This window comes from Ruegeria sp. ABF4_144 (genome assembly GCF_056160045.1).
The window spans coordinates 90479-112929 of record NZ_JBSWWK010000002.1 but is presented as its reverse complement, the minus strand read 5'-3'; the positions used below and the strand labels follow the sequence as shown (position 1 = coordinate 112929).

Below are 22451 nucleotides of genomic sequence, written 5' to 3'. Positions count from 1 at the left end.
CACGGGACTTTTGCGCCAGAAATCCAACAACAACGGCAAGAGTCGAGGCAGAGAAAACGCGGGTAATGGTCGCATGTTAACCCTCTGACATCTAACTCTAAGATTTAGTCCTCTTAGATCCGCAACAGCGAGGCGCAACAAAACTGAGGATGGGGAATGCAGCGAAAAATTTGAGTGTTATTTACCCGCGAATTATTACCCGCCCGAAATCGCCATGTGAAAGCAAAGGGTCTTGGTTGTTTGATAGCTCGAAGTACAGCGACCGTCTCGAACGACAGCTAAGATGCCCAAATTGGTAGATCCGCAAACACGCCTTGAAGAAGGCGTGCATTTGTTCACTGTGTAATAGTCTAAAGCTTGTTATTTTCCTTGATTTCATCATCTTGACCCTATGAACAAGCCAATCAGCAGAACCGACCGCACCGAAATTCTACCGGAGCAAGATTTGCCAACCGGTGCTGATCTGTTGGGCCTTGGCAGAAAAATGGCGTCCGATTGGAGTGTTGGAGGCAGTGCGTTCCAACGCGCGACCGGTTGCCGGAACGAGATTGAATACAAGCAAAACCAAATGCGATCCGGCCATGTGATGCAGCATGCGCATCTTGGTTTTCGTGAACTTGAACACTCGGTTGACGCCATCCGACGCGTCTTTGACAGCTGTTCGGAACGGGGGGTGCGGGTTGACCGGTTCGGCATGTGCCTGGACTGGTCCATGGGCTATCCAAGAGACCAACGCACAGATCAGGCTCGCGGAACCGGCATCCTGCTGAATGACGCCGAGGCTTTTGCGTGCCTGACAGACGCAAGCCCAGCTGCTATGCATTTTGGGGACTTTATGCTGGGGTTTCCTGCGGCGTTAGAAAACACATGTGCCGCACTGGCCGCAGGTGCAACAACGATCGGGAATTTGGGGCAGTACTTTACCTTTCGCATGACTGGGCATGACGATGACGTTGAAACGACGCGGGCGACGGTTCAAGCTCTTGGCCTTATTGCTGCGCAATCGGTTCCGGTCCTGGTGCATTCCAATTTGGACGATGGATATGCAGCTGTGTATGAAGATCTGACCTCGGCACTGGGTCAGGCTATACTTGAGAAATACATAGTCACCGACTTGATCGGAGCGCCCTACGCAGTTTGTTATGGCCATCATTTCACCGAGCCTCTGACGCGGATTGCCTTTCAACGAGCATTGGCAAAAATCAGCCGCGGTGTACCCGGGTCCCAAATTTATGGCGCAACGGTGTTGTACAAAGGGACGCATGCCGAGAACTTTGCCGGTCTGTCGGCCTATCTTCTGTCTGACATCGTGGCACAGCGCCTTCAGCCTACAGGGCATGCGTTGAACCCGGTACCGGTCAGCGAAAACGAGCGTATCCCCGATGTGGACGAAATCTGCAATGCACAATGCCATTTGGGAAGGCTCGTCGAATTGGCGGACGGCTATGTCCCTCTGATCAACATCGATGAGATCGATCGCATAAGCGAGACCCTATTGCGCGAAGGTCAAGGCTTTGCCGGTCGGGTTCTGGCGGGTCTGGCAGAGGGTGGTATTGATACGAGCGACCCGTTTGAGCTGCTGTTGTCCCTACGTCGCCTGGGTGGGCGGGTGTTAGAGCGATCTTTCGGTGGCGGTGCAATGCGCCGGGATGCGCCAGGTCGAAGAACGCCCATCGTTGGCGCGACAACACACCGCGAACTGGAGGAAGAAGCCGAGGCCTTTGTGGCATCTGACGCGGGTATTGCACTGCAACAACTCGCGAAGGCCCCCGTACGAATACTGACTGCAACCACGGACGTTCACGAACATGGCAAAATGCTACTGGACCTCGTTTTTCACAAAGTGGGGTTTATCGTCGAAGATGGAGGGGTGTCGAGCGATCCGGATCGCATCGTCACTCTGGCCCAACAGAAGCACATCGATGTTATCGCCCTCAGCACTTACAATGGCGTGGCGTTACGATATTCGAAATCGTTGATGAACAAGCTAGGTGACGCCGGGCTAGTTCTGCCGGTTCTGATAGGTGGGCGTCTGAACGAAATCCCCGAAGGGAGTAACACAAGTCTACCTGTCGATGTTTCTGCAGAACTCAATGAACTGGGTATGTCGGTTTGCAGTGATCTCGAAGCGGCCTGCGCTGCGTTAAGCGCCATTCTTACCGGTTCTGGGGGCTGGGATAAACACTAGCCCCCTCTCCTGCCGCGGTTAGCACGTTGTCCGGAGAGCGTTACCAGCAGGGCTGCGCTGGTAATAGCGAAAACGCCGAGATAGCCCAACGGTCCGGGAACGGTGGAAAAAAGAACAAGATCAAAACCCAACGCCCAGATAAGCCCGGTGAAATCAAACGGTGCAAGTTGGCTGACCGAGGCACGGGCGACCGCTTCGTTGGACACGACATGACCAATGCCACCAAGGAAGCCAGCCAATGCGAGCCACCCGATCAGGCTCCAGCTCAACTCCGCCCAACCGAACGGCAGCGTGGTTAGCCCGACAAGTGCTGAAACAACGGCAAAGTAAAATGCGATGCAGGACGAGCTTTCCGTGAGGGTCATCCTCTTGGTGTGCACTCGAACAAACGCCATCGTCAGCGCATAACCAAGCCCGGCGAGAACCCCAATAAGCGCACCTTCCCCCGGCAGCTCGAACGCCTCCCACAACAGCAACACTGCCCCAAAAAAGCCCAGTGAAACCGCAGCAAGCACCCCTGTGGTCAGCTTTTCCTTCAGCAAAAAAGCCGCCATCGGAAGGACCAGTACCGGCGCGAGGTATGCAAGTGCCTGAGCATTCGCAACGGGCAGATAAGCGAGTGACATGAAAGACATCGCCATGGACAGCGCACCAAACAACCCGCGTGTAATATGTAGGCCCGGACGCCGAGTTCTTAAGCCCTTGGGAAAGTCGCTACGCCAGGCCATGTAGAGGCAAATCGGAATGATTGCGACGGCTGACCTCCAGAACATAATTTGGCCGATCGGCACTGTCTTTGCTGCACCATGTACAGCGGCTGACATCGCCGTCATGAGAAACGCGGCAAACAATCTAAGCCCAACGCCTTCGATAAACCTTTTCTGAGTGGACATCGTCAACTTCATTAAAAATACAGGAATAATCGCAATGCACTTCAGCCTGGCAGAAACGCCTGATCCGAAGCTTAACCCATATATGATAGCGCTACCATAGGGGTTTTATGATCTCAAATAAACACTTGTTAGATTTGGCGCCATGCCGACACAGTGCGCGCAATCACAGATTCAAAACTCATCACGATCTGCAAACGCCCATATAGCCGCTGGGTTTAAAGCGCGACACCGATCGGCAAAACGCTCGAACGGCACCCAGCAAGTCGAGCGCTATTTCGGTAGAAGATATAGGTATGGGCCAGCGTGAAACGCAGGTAATCGACTACGAAAAGATAAACTCGTCCGTCAGTGGAAAAGGTTTCTGCGGATCGGGCTCTACGGCCGTTTGAACTTGTGCCTTCGCAGGCGCAACATCCGAGGAAGCCGCGGCCTTGGCCTGGCTTTTTCGAAGTTCGAGTTGGTTCAACAAGAAGAAAACACCTGCCCTTCGACCCTTCAAAGCCTCAGGCACATTTACTGGCACAACCTGGGTGTTCTTTGGAGAGCTCTTCATCAAAGGAACCTTCGGGACCACGCAGTTTTGCAACATAGTATGAAAAACAAGCGTAATCTGGATGACAAAATTCAATTTAAGCGGATGGCGTGTCTTTTCTGCCAACACGTCAAAAGTGCAGCATCTAAGCCGATTTGAAGTCGACGTGTGATCGATCCACCTGAATCGACCCAGCACAACATCGAATTTGCTAAGTGCCGCACACGCCGCACTTTGCGAGGGTCACGCCGCATGTTTGCACCTCTTGGCGAACGCCGGGTTAAGAGATTTGCGGTCAGCTTTCCCGAAATGCATGCGCCAATTGATCTGTCAGAGGCTTCAGCAGAAAGCTTAGAACCGAACGATCGCCAGTGTGCAAAAACGCTTCGACCGGCATACCCGGTATAAGCTCAGACTGACCCAACCGGGCCAGCTCTTCAGGCGGTAGCGTGACTTCTACCCAATAGAAACGGCGATCCGTTTCCGGATCTTCGACACTGTCCGGTGAGACGCGAGACACCGCGCCATAGAGTTCCGGTGTCGAGCGTTGATCGAATGCCGGGAACCGGAGCCTGGCGGTTTGTCCCAAATGCACGGTATCAATGGACTCAGGTGCCACTTGGACCTCAAATTCCAGACCATCGGTAACCGGAACCACCGTCATAAGTGTCTCCTGCGGGGCAATAACGCCTCCACTCGTCCACACCTGTAGTTCATGTACGACACCAGAAACCGGCGCCCTGATGTCGAGGCGACTAAGGATTTCGTCAAGCCGCGCGAATTCCAAACGGTTCTCGTCGATATCGGCAGAAACCTGGCGGAGCTCGGAAACCACCTCGTCATGGAATTCCTGATCGGCCTGAGTGATTTTAAGCTCTGCATCCTGAATCGCGTTCCGCATACCTGTCAGGTCGGACTGATGAACCGCGTTTTGGCCCAGTAGCTCGATCTGCCTGCCCTGCAATTCCAACAGGCGGCTCTCGGGTACAAGACCCTGATCAAACAGAGTGCTGACGTTGCTTATCTCACGATCGACAAGGGCAACCTGACTCTCAGTGGCTTCAAGCTGCGCGGTAATACCAACGATTTGCGCTTGTTGCTGCTGGATCTGCTCTCTGAGCTGGGCCTTGCGGCTTTCCAATACGGCGCGTCGGGACTTGAAGGCCTCTTGCTGACCTTGCAGTTGCCTTTGCACGGCCTCGGGATCAAGCGCAATCTCAGTTTCGACCGGCGGTATCTCATCCAGTTTTAGGCGTTCCGCCTCAAGCCGGGCCTCGCGCGCTGTCAACTCGGTCAGGACGCCGTGCACGATATCCCGATTGATCTCAGCCAGTTTGGGATCAAGCTGCAACACGACCTGTCCTGCCTCCACAAGGTCACCGTTATTGACCTTAATGTCCTGGACAATACCGCCTTCGAGGCTCTGAACAGGGCGAGGGTTGCCCTGCACAACGACCTCGCCCGAGGCGATGACCGCACCGCCAATGGACACGTACCGAAACAGAACAACCAATAGCAGCAAGGCGACAACGCTGCCGATGGCGACAACCTGCTCTGTCCGGGTAAGTTTGGTTTTGATGCCTGATTTATGGAGCATTTCGATTACCCAGCTCTTCTGGATTCAAACGGAATAGGTTCTGACGGCACGGATTTCATCGCCATTTTGACAATTTCGTCTCGGGGGCCGAACTTCGCCACTTTGCCCTTGTTCATAAGCAGAACTTTGTTGGACTGCAGAAGAACATTTGGTCGGTGCGCCGTGACCACCACTGTACTGCCCGCTTTGCGCAGCAAACGGATCGCCTCGGTCACGGTTTCGTCGCCATGCGAGTCCAGATGCGCGTCGGGTTCATCAAGAACAACAAGCTTTGGCAGCCGGTATAATGCGCGAGCAAGGCCAATCCTCTGAACCTGCCCGCCTGACAGCGGCTGGCCCTCGAACCCCACTCGGGTTGCATATCCATCCTGGAAACCAAGGATCATCTCGTGCACACCAGCGTAACGAGCGGCTTCGAAAACGTCCTTTTCCTTCGCCGCATCATCAAAGCGCGCAATGTTTTCAGCGATTGTACCCGGCAGCATTTCCACATGCTGCGGCAGGTACCCAATATGCTGCCCTAACTCATCCGGGTCCCATTGATCCAGGGTCGCACCATCCAGTCGTACTTCGCCAATGTCCGGGCTCCAGACGCCAACCATTGTTCTGGCAAGGCTCGATTTGCCCGCCGCACTGTTGCCAATGACCCCCAAAACATCGCCGGCCTCAAGTTCAAAACTAACCTGATCCAAAATGCGAGGCCCGACGCGTTTCTTTTCACCGGGCACAAGCTTGGTGACTTTTTTGAATTGCACGGCTCCCGTCGGCTTGGGCAGCGCTACTCTGGGCTTGGGTGCAGGTGCTTCCGCAAACACCTCTTTCAAACGTTTATGAGCTTCGGAGGCGCGCCCGATCCCCTGCCATTGGCCGATAACCTGATCGATCGGCGCCAATGCCCGTCCGGCCAGAATGGACGCCCCCACGATCATGCCTGCCGATATCTGTTGCTGAAGCGCCAGATAGGCGCCACCTGTCAGCAGCATCGACTGCAGCAACATGCGAAAAACCCGGGAACTTGACGAGATTACATCCGAACGATCGCCCCCGACCTGAGACTGACTGACCGCCACTTCGTGGGCTGCGCGCCACCGTTTGGTCACTGCTGCGCGCATGCCAAGGGCCTTGATCGCTTCGGTACTGCGGAGACTTTGGCTGACAAAAGCACGCTCGGCACCGTCCAATTGCATGGCCTCTGACATAGGCTTTTTACTGACCCACTGATTGATAAGAGCCAACATCACAACCACTGCCGCACCGGCCAGTGTCAGATAGCCGAGCCACGGATGTATGATGAAGACGGCAACCAGAAAAATCGGAATCCACGGCACGTCGAACAGGCCGCGGATCGCGGGGCTAGCCAGGAAACCACGAACGATTTCAAGATCGCGCAAGCTGCTTGCACTCTTACTGCGGTTGCCTCCGTTTTCCAGAACCTGACGGAAGGCCAATTCACCGGTCGCATTGTCAAAGCGGAAAGCCGCACGCGACAAAATCCGGGACCGGATAAACTCGTACACCCCCATGAAGGCGTAAAGCACGACGACAATCAGGAACAAGCCAAGCAAGGTCGGGACTGATCCGCTGGACAGAACCCGATCATAAATCTGCAGCATGTAAAGTGGGCCGGTAAGCATCAGAATGTTGATAAGCGCGCTGAAAACACCAGCCCGCATAAAAGACCCGCGCAAAGCACCAACTGCACGCCCATAAGGCGTCAGAATCTCGTTACTTGATTTCATCGCATCACTGCCCGAATTGCCTGAGAGTTTTTTCAGCCTGAGCAAAAGAAAACGTCTTCGGCCTGCCCGATCCATCGGAACAGCGCGCGTACGCAACTTTCACAGAAAATCCCCACATCGATGAGCCGGAAAATAAACGCGCCTTTCGAAATAGAAAGATCACCTCAATTCTACGGCTGGAACTCGGCGGGTTTTTGCAGAGTTTCGACTTCAAGTTGCAGCAAGTTTCCGCCCAGTATTCACGCGAGTTTCACGCACCCAAAAGCAAATTTTCAATGCCCGGAAAGGGTTAATTCCCAACCGACCGGAATTCAGTTTTCACGCAAAGCTTTATTGAAATAACTCGCCAGAGGGCGCGCCAAATAGGCCAAAGGCGACTGCTCGCCGGTTCGAATAAAAGAATCAACCGGCATTCCCGGCAACAGGGCCACGTCTTCAGGCAGCTTGTTCAGTTCACCTTCTGGCAGGTGAATTTCGATACGGTAATAGGGTGCGCCTGTTTGATCATCCACGAACGCGTCAGCGGAAATCCCTTTGACCAAACCGTCGAGTTCGGGCGTGGTTCGGCTGTCAAAAGCACCGAACTTCAGCACCACAGGTTGATTTTCGTAGACCTGGTCGATGTCTATTGACTGAATCTCTGCTTCGATCACCAGAGGTCGATCTTGCGGCACGACATAAAGCACCGGATCGGCCGCGCGAATGACGGCGTCCTTTCCGAACACGCGCAGATCGTAAATCAGACCGCTGACAGGCGCGCGCAAGTCCAGTCTGTTGAGACGCTCCAGCAATGATCTGCGCTGCTCTTTCAGTTCCAGCTCATTGTATTGCAGGTCCCGCAGCTCGGTTATTGCGTCTTCGAGGCGGCGGGTTTTCAGCTTTAGTTCTTCGATCTCTAGCTCGGCAACACGTTCCAGTGCTTCAGACTTTCGCGCAATTAGGTTGCCCAATTCGCCCGCCATTCTGGCTTCCTCGCGCCGCAGGCCAAGAATGCGCGAAGCTTGCGCCAGACCTTTGTCGAACAGTGATTTTTGGCTTTTTAACTCTTCCAGGATCAGATCGTTTTGCTGCTCAAGCGCGGATAGCTGCGCTTCAATGCCATCAACTTGATTGTGCAGTTGATCCCGTCTTTTCCGCAATTGTTCGATTTCTTGTTCAACCGATGTATTTCGGGCCTCAAAAAGGCGCTTTTGACCCGCGAGTTGATGGTCGATTTCCTGATCCGCTTCGGCCATTACAAGCAATTCGGGCGCAAAGGTTATGTCCTTTGCCTCATCCCGTTCAGCCTCTAACCGCCCGCGCCGTGCCAGCAGTTCGACCAACCGGCCTTCGACGATCGCAAGCTCAGATCGCAAGAGGCTGGGGTCGAGACGGATCACCAAGTCCCCGGCAGTCACATGGTCGCCCTCTTTGACAAGAATTTCGTGCACCACGCCGCCATCCGGATGCTGGATCACCTGCCGATTTCTATCCACGACGATCTGCCCCGAGGCCACAACAGCGCTTGATATACTGGCCATCACAGCCCAGGCGCCAAATCCACAGATAAGAAGAGCTAAGGCCCCAAAGCCAATTATCATCGGCCTTGAGACCGAGAAGCGGGAGCGCGCGGGACCGTTCATGTGATACCGATCGGCCTAGCGGCGGCTCTTTTTATTGTCTGGTAGTTCTGCACAGTTTCCGCCAGCACCTCTTCGCGAGGGCCCCAGGCCTTGCGGGCGCCGTCTTCCAGAACCATCAGCATGTCACATTCTGAAATCGCGGCTGGCCTGTGCGCCATGATCAGCAGGGACCTGCCCTCTGACTTCATATAGCGCACCGCAAGGTTCAGTGCGGTCGAGCCCTCGTGATCAAGACTGGAGTTCGGCTCGTCGAGGACCAACAACACAGGATCCCCATACATCGCCCGAGCCAGGCCGATACGCTGAATCTGCCCGCCCGAAAGTCGCCCGCCCGCCATGCTGACCTGAGTGTCATAGCCATCGGGCAACTGCAAAATCATGTGATGGGCAGCTGCTTTTTTGGCGGCTTTCACGACCTCTTTCGAATCTGGCGCTGCACTGAGCCGGGCGATATTTTCGGCAATTGTCCCGTCGAATAGCTGCACGCGTTGCGGCAGATATCCGATATAAGCTGCCAAATCCTCCGGGGTGTATTGATCAAGAATAGCGCCATCCAACCGTATACGGCCGCTTGTTGGCGACCAAACTCCGGTCAATGCACGCGCCAACGTGGATTTGCCAGAACCGGAAGGACCGATCACGCCAACGGCCTGACCGGGTTCGATTTCAAAATTCACAATCCGAAGCGACGCTTGGGCCGCCCCCGGTGGAACCACTGTCAGATGCTGAACCTCAACCCGGGCTTTCGGGCGCGGCAACGTGGTTCTTGGCGGGTTAACAGAAATCTCGGATAGCAGTGCGGCCAAGTTTTCCCACCCTCGTCTGGCGCGCTGCACCAAAGCCCATTGGCCGATCACCAGATCGACCGGGGCAAGCGCGCGACCCATCAGGATTGATGCTGCGATCATGGCGCCCGGCGACATCTGCCCTAACAAAACCAAATATGCACCAAGGCCCAGCATCGCAGACTGCAAAAACAATCGGAATGTCTTTGAAGCGGTCGAAAATGAACCGCCCATATCGTTGGCGTGCAGCGTTTCCTCCAACGCGACAACCCGCGCCCGATGCCATCGGTTAAAGAAATTGCCTTGCATACCCAGGCTTCGCACCATCTCAGCCTCGGACACGAGTTGATCGGCCATGCGGTCCGCCGCATAGCCAGCCATACCCGCCCTAGCTTGGGCCGCCCGTGTGGTAGTCTGATTCAGGATCGTGACCACCACTAACACAATCCCGCCTGCGACAGCCAAAATACCCAGCCAGGGATGGAAAATCGCAATGCCCAACAGAAAGATGGGGGTCCATGGAATATCAAACAATGCAGAATAGACCGGCGAGGAAAAGAAGCGCTGAACGGCCTCCAGATCTTTCAACTGGTTTTCGGTTTGATGCGTATTGTTTTCCCGCACCGCCTTTCGGAGGATTGCATCGAAAACCCGTTTATCCAGTCTGGCTTGAAATCTGGCACCCAACCGGGCCAAAACGCGCCCCCGCGCCCAATCCAAAGTGCCCATCATAAGAAACAGGAACGACATCAACAAAACCAAGGCGGCCAGAGTTTCTTCTGACCGGCTGCCCAGGACGCGATCATAAATCTGAAGCATGAAAAGCGGGCCGGTCAGCATCAAAAGGTTCACAAATGTGCTGAACAACCCAACACACCAAAGCAACCCTCGGCTTTCGCTACGAACAACATTTAATTCTTGTAAACCGGATGAGCGGTCGGAATTCAGCATCCGCACCTCCGTTTGCAGGAAGTATTCTGAGAGACCGCCATAGCGATGACCAACTCAACTAATTAAAAAACACTAATAAACCCTATCAGTTAAGGGGCGCTGAGTCACCAACAGCCTAATCTCGGCCGCTTTCTTTGATATTTAGGCCTTAATCGCAGAAATTGGTTAATTAGCTTGCTACATCAACCACCGGCAATGCAACTTGTAATTACCTGCTATCACACGGAAAAATGACCTGCGCCCTGATTTTGTAGTGTATCCTGATAAGAGCGTTATCTTCTTTGCAGATGCCTTCCTTCCGCCCGCTGGAACATCACAGGGAACTGACTTAGAGTTTTGAAGCCTACAGATACGCCAAAAGGCTTGTGAAAGGTGAACTTATGACCGCAAGCGCCATCGTCCCCATCGGGTTGAGCGGTAACCTGCGAGAGATTTTCGAAGCTCTTGAAAACTCCTATTCGATACCGGCCATCCTTGACGACGATCCGTCTCTTGCGGGCTCAGCCTTCGAAAGCGTTCCCGTTTTGCCTACGAGCGCGGCCGCGCAATTCCCGGAGGCATCATTTATCTGCTTAATCGGATCACCAGCCAGCTTTCGCAAACGAGCAGAGATCATCGGCAGGTTTGGTCTCTCGAAAACGAGATTTGCGACAGTTGCACATCCATCCGCACAGGTATCGCGCTTCGCTTCCATTGGTGGAGGAACAGTTTTGTTCCATCAGGTTACGGTGACCTCGAATGCGCATGTCGGTGACCATGTTTTGGTGTTGCCGCAGTCTGTCATTCATCACGATGTGATCATTGGGCCATACTCCCTGATCGGAGCAGGAACGATACTTGCCGGAGACGTAACCGTTGGCGAAAGCTGCTATATCGGCAGCGGAACCTGCGTACGAAACGGCGTGTCCATCGGAGATGGGGCATTGGTTGGAATGGGTTCGGTGGTCATCCGTGACGTCCCCGCAGGCAGCGTCGTAGGCGGAAACCCTGCACGCCCCTTAAAGACCTGAAATGTATCAACTTATCCGGCCAAAAGATCGCTTTGACTGGTGCCCCGGGCGTAGTGAATCGCCTTCTGCAGGACCGCAAGAACTGTATCCTGTTCCGCTTCGGTCATCTGGACAAACAACGGCAGCAGAACGCTCTGGTCACGCGCCGCCTCTGATCGGGGTAAGGCATAAGGTAATGCGACATCGGACTGTGCCATTTCCTGATGCATATTCATGATGCCACGCCGGGTCGCCACGCCACGATCCAGCATAAATTGCATAACATCACGCTGATTCAGCTCATCATCAAGGCGCACGCAATAGCTTTGCCAATTTGACCGGGCCCATTCCGGCTCAATCGGAGGGGTAACGCCATCTATGTCCTGCAACGCTGTGTGATAGCGTTGCGCCAAGGCTCGGCGGCGCTGCATCACGTCAGGTAGCCGCTTCAGTTGCTGAATCCCAATGGCCGCCTGAATATCAGTCATTCGGTAGTTGTAGCCCCGAACCGGATAGTCCTCGAATATAACCTGCGGGCTGCCATGGCGCGCCGCGTCCGAGACAGACATGCCGTGTTGCCGCCAAAGCCTGAAATTCTTATCATACTCGGGGTTGTTGGTCGTCAACATCCCGCCTTCACCGGTTGTCAAAACCTTGCGTGGATGGAATGAAAAACAAACAATATCGCCAAATGGGCGACCGATCTTGTGCCAGACATTCCCGACGCGCATCTCGGCCCCAATACCGCATGCCGCATCCTCGATCACCGGCAGACCGGATGATTTCGCAATATCGAGGATCGCCGACATATCGCAGGGCATACCAATTTGATGCACACACAGAATTGCACGGGTCCGAGATGTTATCGCCTCGGCAATTTTCTCGGGGTCGATATTGTAACCGTCGACTTCGATATCGACGAAAACCGGAACAGCGCCACATTGGCGAATAGCATTGGCCCCCGCGATAAAGCTGTGGCTGACTGTGATAACCTCATCGCCCGGCCCGATCCCAACGGCAAGCAGCGCCAGATGAAGAGCCGTAGTGCAGTTTGACACGGCACAGGCATGTACCGCACCGGTCATTTCCGCAAAATCTGTTTCAAACTGCGCAACCTGAGGCCCCTGCGAAACCCACCCCGACAGAACGGCAGCTTGCGCGGCTTCGGCTTCGGCCTCGCCCAAAAGGGGTTTGGCGATAGGGATCATTCCGCTGCCTCCGTCACCGAGTCTTGCAGTTTCATGTTCCGCCACCAGTCGATCAACTCGCAAAGACCTTCTCGGGGTTCAATGGTCGTGTGAAAGCCAAGCTGTTCCGCTGCGGCCTCGCAGGACGCAAGACGGCGCGGCACGGGGTTCACCGAGCGTTCAGCCTCGTGTACCGGCACCAAATCAGGCCGGCCCATTTCTTCGGCCAGAAGTTCCGCCAGACGCAGCAAGGTAGTTTCGGTCCCGCTGCCGATATTGAACACAGCATCCGATGCCGAAGCTTTTGCAGCCAGAATGTTTGAACGCGCAACATCGCGTACATGTACCATGTCCATAGTTTGCAAACCGTCGCCAAACACGATCGGAGGCTCACCTGCAGCGATGCGTTCCATCCAACGCACCATCACTTCGGTGTATTTTCCATGGATATCCATACGCGGCCCGTAAACATTGAAGTAGCGCAGTGCGGTGTAGTCCAAACCGTACATGTCATTGAATGAACGCAACAAACCCTCACCAAAGCTTTTGGCTGCGCCGTATAGCGTCCGGTTGTCATAGGGCGGATCGGATTCCGGCGTGGGGAAATGCGGTGCCAGGCCGTAAATCGAGGCGGATGACGCCATAACAACCTTGGAAACCTTGTGCTGGACGCACAATTGCAACAGGTCATATGTGGCTTGAACCATCACAGACATCGCTTCATCCGGTTCAGCGGCGCAATGTGTAATTCGCAGCGCTGCCTGATGGAATACAACATCTGAGCCCGCCACCAATTCAGCCATCAGCTCCTGATTGCGGATATCCCCTTCGACCAGACGAACTTGTGCACCCTTCATCGCCATAGATAGGTTTTCCGGGCGTCCGCGCACCATGTTGTCGATGACGGTAATCTCCTGGCATCCTTCTTCAACCAGAAGATCGGCAATATGCGATCCGACAAACCCGCTGCCACCGGTAATCAGAACGCGTTTTCCTTCAAGAGAGTTTGAAAGGGTCAAAGTGCATATTCCTTTCTTGGCTCCTGACATTCAGCAAGTGCGTTGACCGCTGAAATAACATGAGCGATTTCCTGTTCAGTCAGTTCCGGGAACATAGGCAGCGACAATGTGCGGCTTGCATATGCTTCGGCTACCGGAAAACTGCCTACCTCATACCCAAGGTCTGAATGGGCAGGCTGCAAATGCACCGGCCACGGATAGTGGCTATTGGTGGCAACACCAGCCGCCTGCAGCCCTTCGCGGAACCATTCTCGGTCAGTTGGGCAGATCGCATAGACATGACAGACATGATCTTCGCCAAACGGCCCCGGCGCGCGCAGCAATGACGGTGCCAAACCGGCGTCATAGGCATTGGCGACCCGCCGACGACCGGCGTTCCATTTGTCCAGATGGGGCAGTTTCACATTCAGCACTGCGCCCTGAATCGCATCCATGCGAAAATTGAAGCCTTTGACAGCGTGCAGATAACGTTCGCTCTGCCCCCAATCGCGAAGCTGACGGACGGCTTGCGCTAAATCGGGATCATCTGTCACAACGGCACCACCTTCGCCTGCCGCACCCAGGTTTTTTCCCGGATAGAAGCTAAAGCACCCAAGATCACCAAACGCCCCGGCTCGTTTGCCGCGCTGCGCACCATGTGCCTGCGCCGCGTCCTCAATGACCCGAAGGCCGTGGGCGTCGGCCACTTCCAGAATGGCCTCCATATCAGCAAGCCGCCCATGCAAGTGAACTGGCATGATCGCCTTGGTCCTTGAGGTCACGGCTGCTGCGATCTTTAAGGGATCCATATTCAATGTCGCAGGGTCGACATCCACCAGTACCGGCCGGGCACCGGCATTCACAATCGCCGAAACAGTCGCAACAAAGGTGCTGGGCACTGTGATAACTTCGTCTCCCGGACCAACCCCTGCAGCGAGCAGTGCAAGATGCAAGGCCGAGGTTCCGGAATTTACCGCTACGGCATGTTGGGTACCGCAATATTCGGCGAATTGCGCCTCGAACTGCGCCACGGGTTCACCCAGCACGTAGCCGCAACTCCGCAATGTTGAAATCGCTGCTGCTTCAAGTTCTCCGGCAATGGCTGTGTATTGACGTTTAAGGTCGAGAAACGGAATCATGACGCAACCTTCAAGTTTTCGAGGCTCACCGGATGACCGCGCAGTTGCACTGACCGGGAGGCCGCCGCCAGCATTTCAACCACCCGCAAGCCGTTGATACCGTCGGTGATCGGCACCGCGCTTGTGTTGATGCATTTGGCGAATTCTTCAACTTCGGTCAGCAATGCCTCTTTCATGGACAGGGCCGGGGCGTACATATCGCCCAGACGATATGACACCAAATGATCATAGCTATCCGGAGCCGGTGCAGCCCCTCTGTCGTAGATTTTCACCTTTTCGCTGGGCTGCAGATCGTCATAGATGACCATCTTTCGGCTACCCCCAATCAGCGTCTGACGTATCTTTACCGGAGCCAGCCAGTTCACATTGAGATGGGCCATCGCACCACATTCATAATGAACGGTCAGGTGCGCCATGTTCTCGGGGCTTTCGTCCAGAAAGCCTGCCGCACTGGCAGAAATGGCCGAAGGACGATTGCGAAAGAGATGATCCATGATGGCAAAGTCATGCACCGCCAGATCCCAAATTACGTTCACGTCGCGCTGAAACAATCCAAGGTTCACCCGCGTGGAATCGTAATAGTAGATATCGCCAAGCTCATCGTCTTCGATCAGTTTTGCGATCGTCTGAATGGCGCCGGTATAGATAAAGGTGTGGTCGACCATCAGGGTCAAGCCCCGTGCCTGCGCCTCATCCACCAGATGTTTGGCATGGGCGACTTCGTCGGCCATCGGCTTTTCAACAAAGGTATGCTTGCCAGCCTGTAGTGCGGCAAGCGCAAGCGGATAATGCGTGTTGACCGGCGTTGCGATCATCACCGCGTCGATATTCGGGTCGCGGATCATTTCTAGAATGTCCGTGGTCAAACGCGCGGAGGGGTGCCGTTTCGAGGCACGCTCTAATGCCGCCTGGGACATGTCCGCGATCATTTCCACTTTCGTGTCACTACACTCAGACACTGTGCGGGCCAAATTCGGACCCCAATAGCCGTAACCGGCAATACCAACTTTAATCATTACAGCCTCACAACACCTTGATGGTCGGAAATGTCATCCACATCCGCGCCGGGATCGCGGACATCGCCAATAACCCGGGCGGGCACGCCAGCAACGATGGCGTAGTCCGGTACGTCGCGCGTCACGACCGCTCCGGCACCGATCAATGCACCGGCACCGATCTTAATCCCTGCCAAAATCGTTGAGTTTGATCCAAGAGACGCGCCTTTGCCGACATGAACGCCTTCACAGACCCAGTCACCTGCGCCTTTCAGCGAACCGTCGGAATTAACGCTGGATGGGAAACGATCATTGGTGAACATAACCCCGTGGCCGACAAAGACCCCGTCGTCCAACACCACGCCTTCGCACAAGAAACTATGAGACGAAATCTTGCAGCGTTTACCGATGGTGCAGCCGCTCTGGATTTCAACAAAGGGTCCAATACGGCACTCGGACCCGATTTCGCAGCCGTATATATTGACCAGGTCCGGCTGAAAAATACGCACATCGATACCGATGTCACACTCAAAAATAGGCACTTTCACCCCTCCAAAACTCGTTACCCGCAGTTCCAAAATGAACCGCTGAACAGGGCTAAACAAAAAACACTAACTGCCCGAGAGTGTAGGAGGCGGTGCGCGGATGAGGAATGCGCCAATCCGACAAGAAAGATCGTTCGAACGCAACAGTACGCCTCACCTTTCGAATAGTGTACTCACCAAAAGAAGTACCTGTTTACGGCAGATCGAATAGAAGCTCTGTGCTTTTCTGAACCTGAATCCGCTAATACAAAAATTTTGGTCTACGCATCGGCGCGCAGACATATCTTTTGGCTCCACAACGCCGCGACTCACCGACACAAAAAAGCGAGTTAGCCGCAATTGTTTCAATCGGAGTTATTACGATCCAATAAATCAATCACTTAGAGACATCTGGCAAAACCGAAACATGATAAGGCAGTGTTCTTTTTGGGGTATCTCACAGCCTGACATTAGCCTTTTGGCCCAAGTGATCTGACGCGTCCAAACTTGTAAGCTTTAGTGGAGTAATGTGTTGCGAGTTTAAAATGGTGTCGTCTGCCCAAATTCAGGGCCAAGTGCTGAACAGCTCCGGGCAATCTGATTTTTCGCCCGTTCAGAGCATTAATCTGCTTGGCGTAAATGTATCGTCCCTCAACCTGCAATCCGCAGTCAGTAGAATTCTTGAGGCCATTGATCATGGTGACAAGGGTTATGTCTGCGTGTGCGGGGCGCATGGCCTTGTGGACAGCCAATCGGACAATGAACTCAGACGAGTTTATAACGGTGCTTTTCTAGCGACCCCAGACGGCATGCCTTTGGTTTGGGCGTTGCGGCGCGAGGGTCACAAGACTGCCGGACGGGTCTATGGACCTGATTTGATGTTGGAATTGTTCGCGCAAGGGCAAAGTAAGGGGTTGCGGCACTATTTGTATGGCGCAACGCCAGAAACTTTGAAAAAGCTCGAACGCGGTCTTTTAAAAACTGCGCCCGATGCGAAAATCGTTGGGTCATATTCACCGCCGTTCCGCCCTCTCGCCAAAACCGAGGCGCAATCAGTGGCAAAAATGATTAACGGCTCTGCGCCGGATATCGTTTGGGTCGGGCTAGGCGCCCCGAAGCAGGAACTTTGGATGGCAGAAATGCAGGGCAGCTTGAACGCACCGGTTTTGATCGGTGTTGGGGCCGCTTTCGACTTCCACGCAGGGAATATGCCACAAGCCCCTTCATGGATGCAGAACGCCGGGCTGGAATGGTTGTTTCGCCTGGGGACTGAACCGCGGCGGTTGTGGCGCCGGTATTTTCGGGTAGTGCCCCGATACCTCTATTTGGTCGCTCTTCAGCGTTTGGGCTTGCGAAACTTTAGCTGAATTTACGTCTGACTGAGCTGTTCAATTTTTCTCCCATTTACAATGCACGTTGTCCCGACAATTGCGTTAGATCCAGTGCCGAGTTTACCCAAACGGAGTAGCATTCCGATATACACTTCCCTGAATGGACGTATATGGTGAGGTTCTGCTTTCCGCTATTCTTCTGGCTTTAAGCGAACACACAGAGGAGGGGACAGTTCAAAGCATCGGCAGTACGTCGGCTTATCGCTTGCGTCGCTCCGGATATCTATCACTACGCCTCTACTGGCGATGGTGATATCGAATTGATGTGCAAAACCTGGTGCCGAATGGCGTCTAAATACCTCGCTAAGTATATACATATTAGCCGGGGTATTGGTGCCTGTCAGCGAATCGCGCGTGCAAAAACTGTCCCGAGCAGCCGTTGATCAGTTCTATTTTTTCTTTACTTTTTTCGAGCAAATCCGTGTTTTCGCCATTTTGTGCGGTTTTTCGCGCGGGAATCGCCACAATTCTGCTTAGCCTATTGATACCCACGCAAGTTTTTGCCGACGGCAGGCAAAATGCTCTAATTGATTGTTCAATTAACTATTTTTCAGAATACGACCACACTGCGAGTTCGGCGGGGTGTGCCACCGTCGGCGAGCCCTTGCCGGAAACGGTGGGAAGCGGTTTTCCGCCAAATTGTTGCCTATATTGGACGCTGCTATCTGATTGTACATGCTCTCTTTCACAGGGGGTTACACTCACAACAATAGGCGAAACTAAGATGGCAGTTTATTACGTATCGGCTGACGCAAGCGGCGGTGGAAACGGTAGTGCAAACTCACCTTACAGCTCAATCAATCAAGCTCTGTACGAAGCAAACCTGCAGCCTGGCGACGAGATTGTCGTCAAGCCGGGTGTATACAACGAGTCTGTCTATGTCGGCGTGGATGGGTCGCCGGCTGGTGACATCACTATTCGTTCGGAAGTCCCCGGCGGCGCGATAATTCAACCGCCCCAAAATGGCTCCAACGGCTTCACGATCGAAGGCAGCTACATCACAATCGACGGCTTCGAGATCACAGGCTCGCTGTCCCACGGTATCGAAGCAACCAATTCGCACCATATCTCAATTACCAACAACATCTCTCATGACAACGGTGCGTCAGGTATCTCGCTCGTTCGGGGTGAGTTCTATCTGGTCGAAGGTAATACGACTTACGGCAACGCCTCTTCCAACTGGTTCTCGGGCATTTCGGTTTACCAGAACCGGAACATCACCGGTGACACGACGACCGAAGGGTATCGCACCATCATTCGGGACAACGTGTCCTATGACAATGTGACTGAGAACGGTGCTCACACGGATGGGAACGGCATCATCATCGATGATTTCCAAAGCACTCAAACCTCTGGCTATCCCAACTACACCTACCCCACTTTGGTAGAAAACAACCTTGTTTACGACAACGGCGGCAAGGGCATTCAGGTGACCTGGAGCGACTATGTAACAGTCACCGGCAACACCGCATATCACAATAACCGGGATCTTCAGAACACAGGCACGTGGCGCGGTGAAATCTCCAACGCTCAGTCATCGAACAACACTTTCACCAACAACATCGCTGTTGCTGATCCCAACATTGAACCTAACAACACCGCTTATGACAACAACTCCTACGGCGGTTATGTGAACCAAAACGTCGTTTGGGAAGGCAACGTGTCGTACAATGGTACGGATGGACAAGCGTCAGTTCGCACCGATGGCAATAACAACATGCCGTCGGCCTCGAATGGCAACATTCTGGGTGTAGACCCTGAGTTCGTGAACGCCCCGTCGGATTTCTCGCTGCAGAACGGTTCCGTTGCCGCAGGCAAGGGGTATCAGGGCGACAGTGACACCGGTGTAGTAACCCCACCCCCGGTTGATAACGGGTCGGACGACACTCCGCCTGTTGTGGATGACAACACCCCGCCGCCGTCCAACGATGACTCGGACGCGGGTGAAGATCCGGTGGTTGACGTTCCCCCAACCAACGATAATGGCGGCTCGGGCGATGCAGAGAAAGAGCGCAGCTTCTTTGAAGAAACTGACTCTCGTGATGCGCGTTCCTATTCGGATAATGCTGGGCTTGAGGTTGGCCTGCAGTTTCAGGCCGATGTTGACGGCAGCATCAACTCGATCCGGATTTACACCGGCCCGGGATCCGACGCTGAGACCATCAATCTGTGGAGCGCCGACGGCAAACTGATCGCGTCGCAGGCTGTAGGCAACATGTCTGGTGAAGGCTGGCAGGAGATCTCATTCGATACTCCGGTTCAGGTCGAAGCGGGCGAAACCTATGTGGCTTCGTACTACTCGCCCTCCGGCACTTACACCGCAACTTCTGGCTATTTCAATGGCGCCATGGATGCCGGACCGATCTCGCTGGATCAAAGCGCTGGTGTCTATTCCTATGGTGGCAACAGCAACTTCCCGGACCAAAGCTACAACGCGACGAACTATTGGGTCGACGTTGTGTTCAACGAAGGCGAACAGTCGCAGCCGGTGGATGACACACCTGTCGTAGATGTACCTCCGGTCGTGGAAACACCTGTCGAAGACGAAACACCTGTCCAGGACGACCCCATTGTCACTCTTCCCGAAGAGAATGATGGCACCGATGTTGCGGATGGCAATCCGGACGGAGGTAACACCACTCCGATCGAGCAAGGTTCTGACAAGATTGGTGAGACCGGGACTGTAACTGTGGGCCAGGATAGCGCCGATCAGTGGCATACTGTCCGCTTCAGCGAAGCTCTGGATGATCCGGCCGTGATTATGAGTGGCATGACAAACAACGACGGCGAACCCTACACAGTCCGCGTCCGCAATGTCACCGACGAAGGCTTCGAGTTCCAGATCGATGAATGGGATTATCAGGACGGTGTTCGCGGTCTGGAGACGCTCAGCTGGATGGCTGTCGAAAGCGGCACCCATACGCTGGCTGATGGTCGGACAATCTCTGCTGGCTCTGTCAGGGCTGACGAACGCGCCAAAAATGTCGAGTTCGAAGACGGCATCTTCGATAACGGTCCGATCGTGCTGGCTCAGGCCACCGGCGACCGAAACGAAGAAGCAGTCAACGACCGGATTTCCGGTGTGAGCAATGACGGCTTTACCCTGCGCGTCGAGCAGGAAGAAGCAAACCAGGGCAACAACCTGCGTCGCGACTCGGTCGACTGGATCGCCATCGAGCAGGGTGACGACAACGTGCTGGCCCAGAGCACAGGCACGTCTGTGGACCACACAGAGTCATTCTTTGATGTGGCCGGGCTGGCCAACCTTGTCATGCTGACTGACATGCAGACCTTTAACGGCAACAACGCCGCGACAGTCGAAATCTGTGATATCGACGATGATCTGCTGTCTCTTTGCATTGCCGAAGAAACGTCTCGTGACGCGGAAACATGGCATATTCGGGAAGAGGTCGGTTATGTCGGCCTTGAAGATGGCCTGATCCTGGGTCAGGCCTTTGAGCAGGACAACCTAATCGCGTAGCTCGCATTGGTCACCTGACTAAAACGCACCAATTGGCCGGCGGATACAATCCGCCGGCCATTTTTTTACCGCCGCACATCCCGGACAGGACGCAAGCGACTCGACTACTGCCCGCAATTGCAACACCTTTTGGAAAGAATGCACCATCAAACGGCGGATGGCTGTACGCATTGCTTTGTACGCCTTCCAGAAACAAAATTTTCCGGCTCAGATGAAGCTCGATAGGCTGATCTCATCCATTTGGGCGATCAATCGGTCGATAAATCGCGCAATGCGCGCACTTATTAAGATTAAACGCATAAACTTTAGGCTTTTAACTTCTTCACAGAGATTAACTTTGCCCGCCAATTGTCCCCATTTTTGAGACAGTAATCAAAAATCGAGCAAGTTGAATAGTTAAAGTGGATTATGAACGATCAAAAGGTGGAGGATTACGCCCAAACACGGTTATCATGTTATGATCTTAATCGAATCAAAATTGCATTTTCTAAATCAAATATAGCCGTTTTTGCATTGATGGCGAAAAAGGAGGGGGAAGAGAGTAGTAACCCAATTCACACATGCTGAACCGCTAATGCGTTTGGATGGTAGCATAGCAGGCTCTACCGAATTGGGACCGTAGTTAACGATTAGTGTGGACGGGGGTCCAAATGAAGAATTTGCCAGACAATAGGTCCAGCCACCTTGCTAGGGGCTTGGATAACCTAAAGGGTGAAGTAGGTGCAGAAGTTGATACCATTGAAGCTGATACCCCAGAAGATACCAAGGTAATCAGCGTCATATCCCAACAGTCGCTTGAGTGCGAGTGTATCTCGACGTCGCTGAAATACCGTTTTCCAGAAGCCGAAATTCGGTGCTTTGATTCTCCTGACGCGTGGGAAGAGAGTTTCGATGGCGCTGACACGAATGAGGTGGTCCTCTACAGCCTCGAAGAAAGTGGGGTTCTGGAGACAGAAACGAAAGAGGAACTGCGTCGGTTCGTCGATAAGGCAGGAACCCGGAAGGTCATTGTGCTTTCCAAAAGCGACGATCTGAATGCCCTGTTCGATGTGCTTGAATGTGGTGCAGCCAGCTACATTCCACCGGATGTGGGATTGAACGATCTGATCGAAGCAATGCGCATTTCCTCAACCAAAAGCGTTGTCATTCCGCGCAAGAGTATTCTCGCCCTGCGAGGCGCAGCCATTGCGGGTCAAGAAGCCGAGAATGGCCTTGAACGCTATTTTACCGAACGACAGCTTGCGGTCGCCCGCGCTTTGCAACAGGGCGCCGCGAACAAGACTATCGCCTACCAACTCGACCTGCGGGAAAGCACGGTCAAGGTGCATGTCAGAAACATTATGCGCAAGCTCCAGGCGACGAACCGGACCCAGGCAGCGTTCAAGCTGAACGAGTTGGCGAACGGAAATATCGAAATGGATATCGCTGCCAAGACATGAG

General features: G+C 54.0%; 16 protein-coding genes. 5 read left to right on the top strand and 11 right to left on the bottom strand.

Going from position 1 to position 22451, the window contains the following annotated elements:
- The first annotated feature begins 391 nt into the window (after positions 1–391).
- Positions 392–2188 (top strand): cobalamin-dependent protein, encoded by a 1797-nt coding sequence (locus ACXAGD_RS18885; RefSeq protein WP_475212874.1) that lies wholly within the window; start codon positions 392–394, stop codon positions 2186–2188.
- On the opposite strand, the gene ACXAGD_RS18880 is transcribed toward ACXAGD_RS18885, so the two are convergent.
- The 6 genes from ACXAGD_RS18880 to ACXAGD_RS18855 all read right to left on the bottom strand — a co-directional run bounded on the left by ACXAGD_RS18880 (position 2185) and on the right by ACXAGD_RS18855 (position 10307).
- A complete protein-coding gene (locus tag ACXAGD_RS18880) occupies positions 2185–3093 on the bottom strand; it encodes a DMT family transporter (RefSeq protein ID WP_475212872.1) in 909 nt (302 codons plus the stop codon). The genes ACXAGD_RS18885 and ACXAGD_RS18880 overlap by 4 nt on opposite strands.
- Before the next feature lie 310 nt (positions 3094–3403).
- On the bottom strand, positions 3404–3742 hold the full coding sequence (locus tag ACXAGD_RS18875; RefSeq protein ID WP_475212870.1) for a hypothetical protein: 339 nt from the start codon (positions 3740–3742) through the stop codon (positions 3404–3406).
- Positions 3743–3908: 166 nt separating this feature from the next.
- The gene (locus tag ACXAGD_RS18870) at positions 3909–5210 is read right to left on the bottom strand and encodes an HlyD family type I secretion periplasmic adaptor subunit (RefSeq protein ID WP_475212868.1); all 1302 of its coding nucleotides are present in this window, start codon (positions 5208–5210) and stop codon (positions 3909–3911) included.
- Positions 5211–5215: 5 nt separating this feature from the next.
- Complete coding sequence (locus ACXAGD_RS18865) at positions 5216–6949, bottom strand: type I secretion system permease/ATPase (protein ID WP_475212866.1); 1734 nt, start codon at positions 6947–6949, stop codon at positions 5216–5218.
- A gap of 311 nt (positions 6950–7260) precedes the next feature.
- A complete protein-coding gene (locus ACXAGD_RS18860) occupies positions 7261–8529 on the bottom strand; it encodes an HlyD family type I secretion periplasmic adaptor subunit (protein ID WP_475213484.1) in 1269 nt (422 codons plus the stop codon).
- A 38-nt stretch (positions 8530–8567) separates the two neighbouring features.
- A complete protein-coding gene (locus ACXAGD_RS18855; protein ID WP_475212864.1) occupies positions 8568–10307 on the bottom strand; it encodes a type I secretion system permease/ATPase in 1740 nt (579 codons plus the stop codon).
- Between the two features lie 380 nt (positions 10308–10687).
- Between ACXAGD_RS18855 and ACXAGD_RS18850 the strand changes: the two genes are divergently transcribed.
- Positions 10688–11317 carry an acetyltransferase gene (locus tag ACXAGD_RS18850; protein WP_475212862.1) on the top strand — a complete coding sequence of 210 codons (630 nt, stop codon included), beginning with the start codon at positions 10688–10690 and terminating at the stop codon, positions 11315–11317.
- An 11-nt stretch (positions 11318–11328) separates the two neighbouring features.
- Here ACXAGD_RS18850 and ACXAGD_RS18845 read toward each other — a convergent pair whose 3' ends face one another.
- The 5 genes from ACXAGD_RS18845 to ACXAGD_RS18825 are packed head-to-tail and all read right to left on the bottom strand — an operon-like array spanning position 11329 to position 16157.
- Positions 11329–12504 carry a DegT/DnrJ/EryC1/StrS family aminotransferase gene (locus tag ACXAGD_RS18845; protein ID WP_475212860.1) on the bottom strand — a complete coding sequence of 392 codons (1176 nt, stop codon included), beginning with the start codon at positions 12502–12504 and terminating at the stop codon, positions 11329–11331.
- The gene (locus tag ACXAGD_RS18840) at positions 12501–13502 is read right to left on the bottom strand and encodes an NAD-dependent epimerase/dehydratase family protein (protein ID WP_475212858.1); all 1002 of its coding nucleotides are present in this window, start codon (positions 13500–13502) and stop codon (positions 12501–12503) included. The genes ACXAGD_RS18845 and ACXAGD_RS18840 overlap by 4 nt, the downstream gene beginning before the upstream one ends.
- On the bottom strand, positions 13499–14620 hold the full coding sequence (locus tag ACXAGD_RS18835) for a DegT/DnrJ/EryC1/StrS family aminotransferase (RefSeq protein WP_475212856.1): 1122 nt from the start codon (positions 14618–14620) through the stop codon (positions 13499–13501). The genes ACXAGD_RS18840 and ACXAGD_RS18835 overlap by 4 nt, the downstream gene beginning before the upstream one ends.
- Positions 14617–15636, bottom strand: coding sequence for a Gfo/Idh/MocA family protein (locus ACXAGD_RS18830; protein ID WP_475212853.1), 1020 nt, complete (start codon positions 15634–15636; stop codon positions 14617–14619). Before ACXAGD_RS18830 ends, ACXAGD_RS18835 begins: the two co-directional genes overlap by 4 nt.
- Positions 15636–16157: an acyltransferase gene (locus ACXAGD_RS18825; RefSeq protein WP_475212851.1), complete on the bottom strand. Its 522-nt coding sequence runs from the start codon at positions 16155–16157 to the stop codon at positions 15636–15638. Before ACXAGD_RS18825 ends, ACXAGD_RS18830 begins: the two co-directional genes overlap by 1 nt.
- A gap of 557 nt (positions 16158–16714) precedes the next feature.
- Here ACXAGD_RS18825 and ACXAGD_RS18820 point away from each other — a divergent pair.
- The 3 genes from ACXAGD_RS18820 (at position 16715) to ACXAGD_RS18810 (ending at position 22450) form a co-directional block, all read left to right on the top strand.
- Positions 16715–17506, top strand: a complete 792-nt coding sequence (locus tag ACXAGD_RS18820; protein ID WP_475212849.1) for a WecB/TagA/CpsF family glycosyltransferase — start codon at positions 16715–16717, stop codon at positions 17504–17506.
- 748 nt (positions 17507–18254) lie between these two features.
- A complete protein-coding gene (locus ACXAGD_RS18815) occupies positions 18255–21011 on the top strand; it encodes a DUF4082 domain-containing protein (protein WP_475212847.1) in 2757 nt (918 codons plus the stop codon).
- A gap of 695 nt (positions 21012–21706) precedes the next feature.
- Positions 21707–22450 (top strand): LuxR C-terminal-related transcriptional regulator, encoded by a 744-nt coding sequence (locus tag ACXAGD_RS18810; protein WP_475212844.1) that lies wholly within the window; start codon positions 21707–21709, stop codon positions 22448–22450.
- Position 22451 lies beyond the last annotated feature (1 nt).

Coding starts and splice junctions, on each gene's coding strand:
- ACXAGD_RS18870 (WP_475212868.1), bottom strand. CDS start 5,210: ATGCTCCATAAATCAGGCATCAAAACCAAACTTACCCGGACAGAGCAG.
- ACXAGD_RS18865 (WP_475212866.1), bottom strand. CDS start 6,949: ATGAAATCAAGTAACGAGATTCTGACGCCTTATGGGCGTGCAGTTGGT.
- ACXAGD_RS18845 (WP_475212860.1), bottom strand. CDS start 12,504: ATGATCCCTATCGCCAAACCCCTTTTGGGCGAGGCCGAAGCCGAAGCC.
- ACXAGD_RS18850 (WP_475212862.1), top strand. CDS start 10,688: ATGACCGCAAGCGCCATCGTCCCCATCGGGTTGAGCGGTAACCTGCGA.
- ACXAGD_RS18860 (WP_475213484.1), bottom strand. CDS start 8,529: ATGATAATTGGCTTTGGGGCCTTAGCTCTTCTTATCTGTGGATTTGGC.
- ACXAGD_RS18830 (WP_475212853.1), bottom strand. CDS start 15,636: ATGATTAAAGTTGGTATTGCCGGTTACGGCTATTGGGGTCCGAATTTG.
- ACXAGD_RS18885 (WP_475212874.1), top strand. CDS start 392: ATGAACAAGCCAATCAGCAGAACCGACCGCACCGAAATTCTACCGGAG.
- ACXAGD_RS18835 (WP_475212856.1), bottom strand. CDS start 14,620: ATGATTCCGTTTCTCGACCTTAAACGTCAATACACAGCCATTGCCGGA.
- ACXAGD_RS18880 (WP_475212872.1), bottom strand. CDS start 3,093: ATGAAGTTGACGATGTCCACTCAGAAAAGGTTTATCGAAGGCGTTGGG.
- ACXAGD_RS18855 (WP_475212864.1), bottom strand. CDS start 10,307: ATGCTGAATTCCGACCGCTCATCCGGTTTACAAGAATTAAATGTTGTT.
- ACXAGD_RS18815 (WP_475212847.1), top strand. CDS start 18,255: ATGGCAGTTTATTACGTATCGGCTGACGCAAGCGGCGGTGGAAACGGT.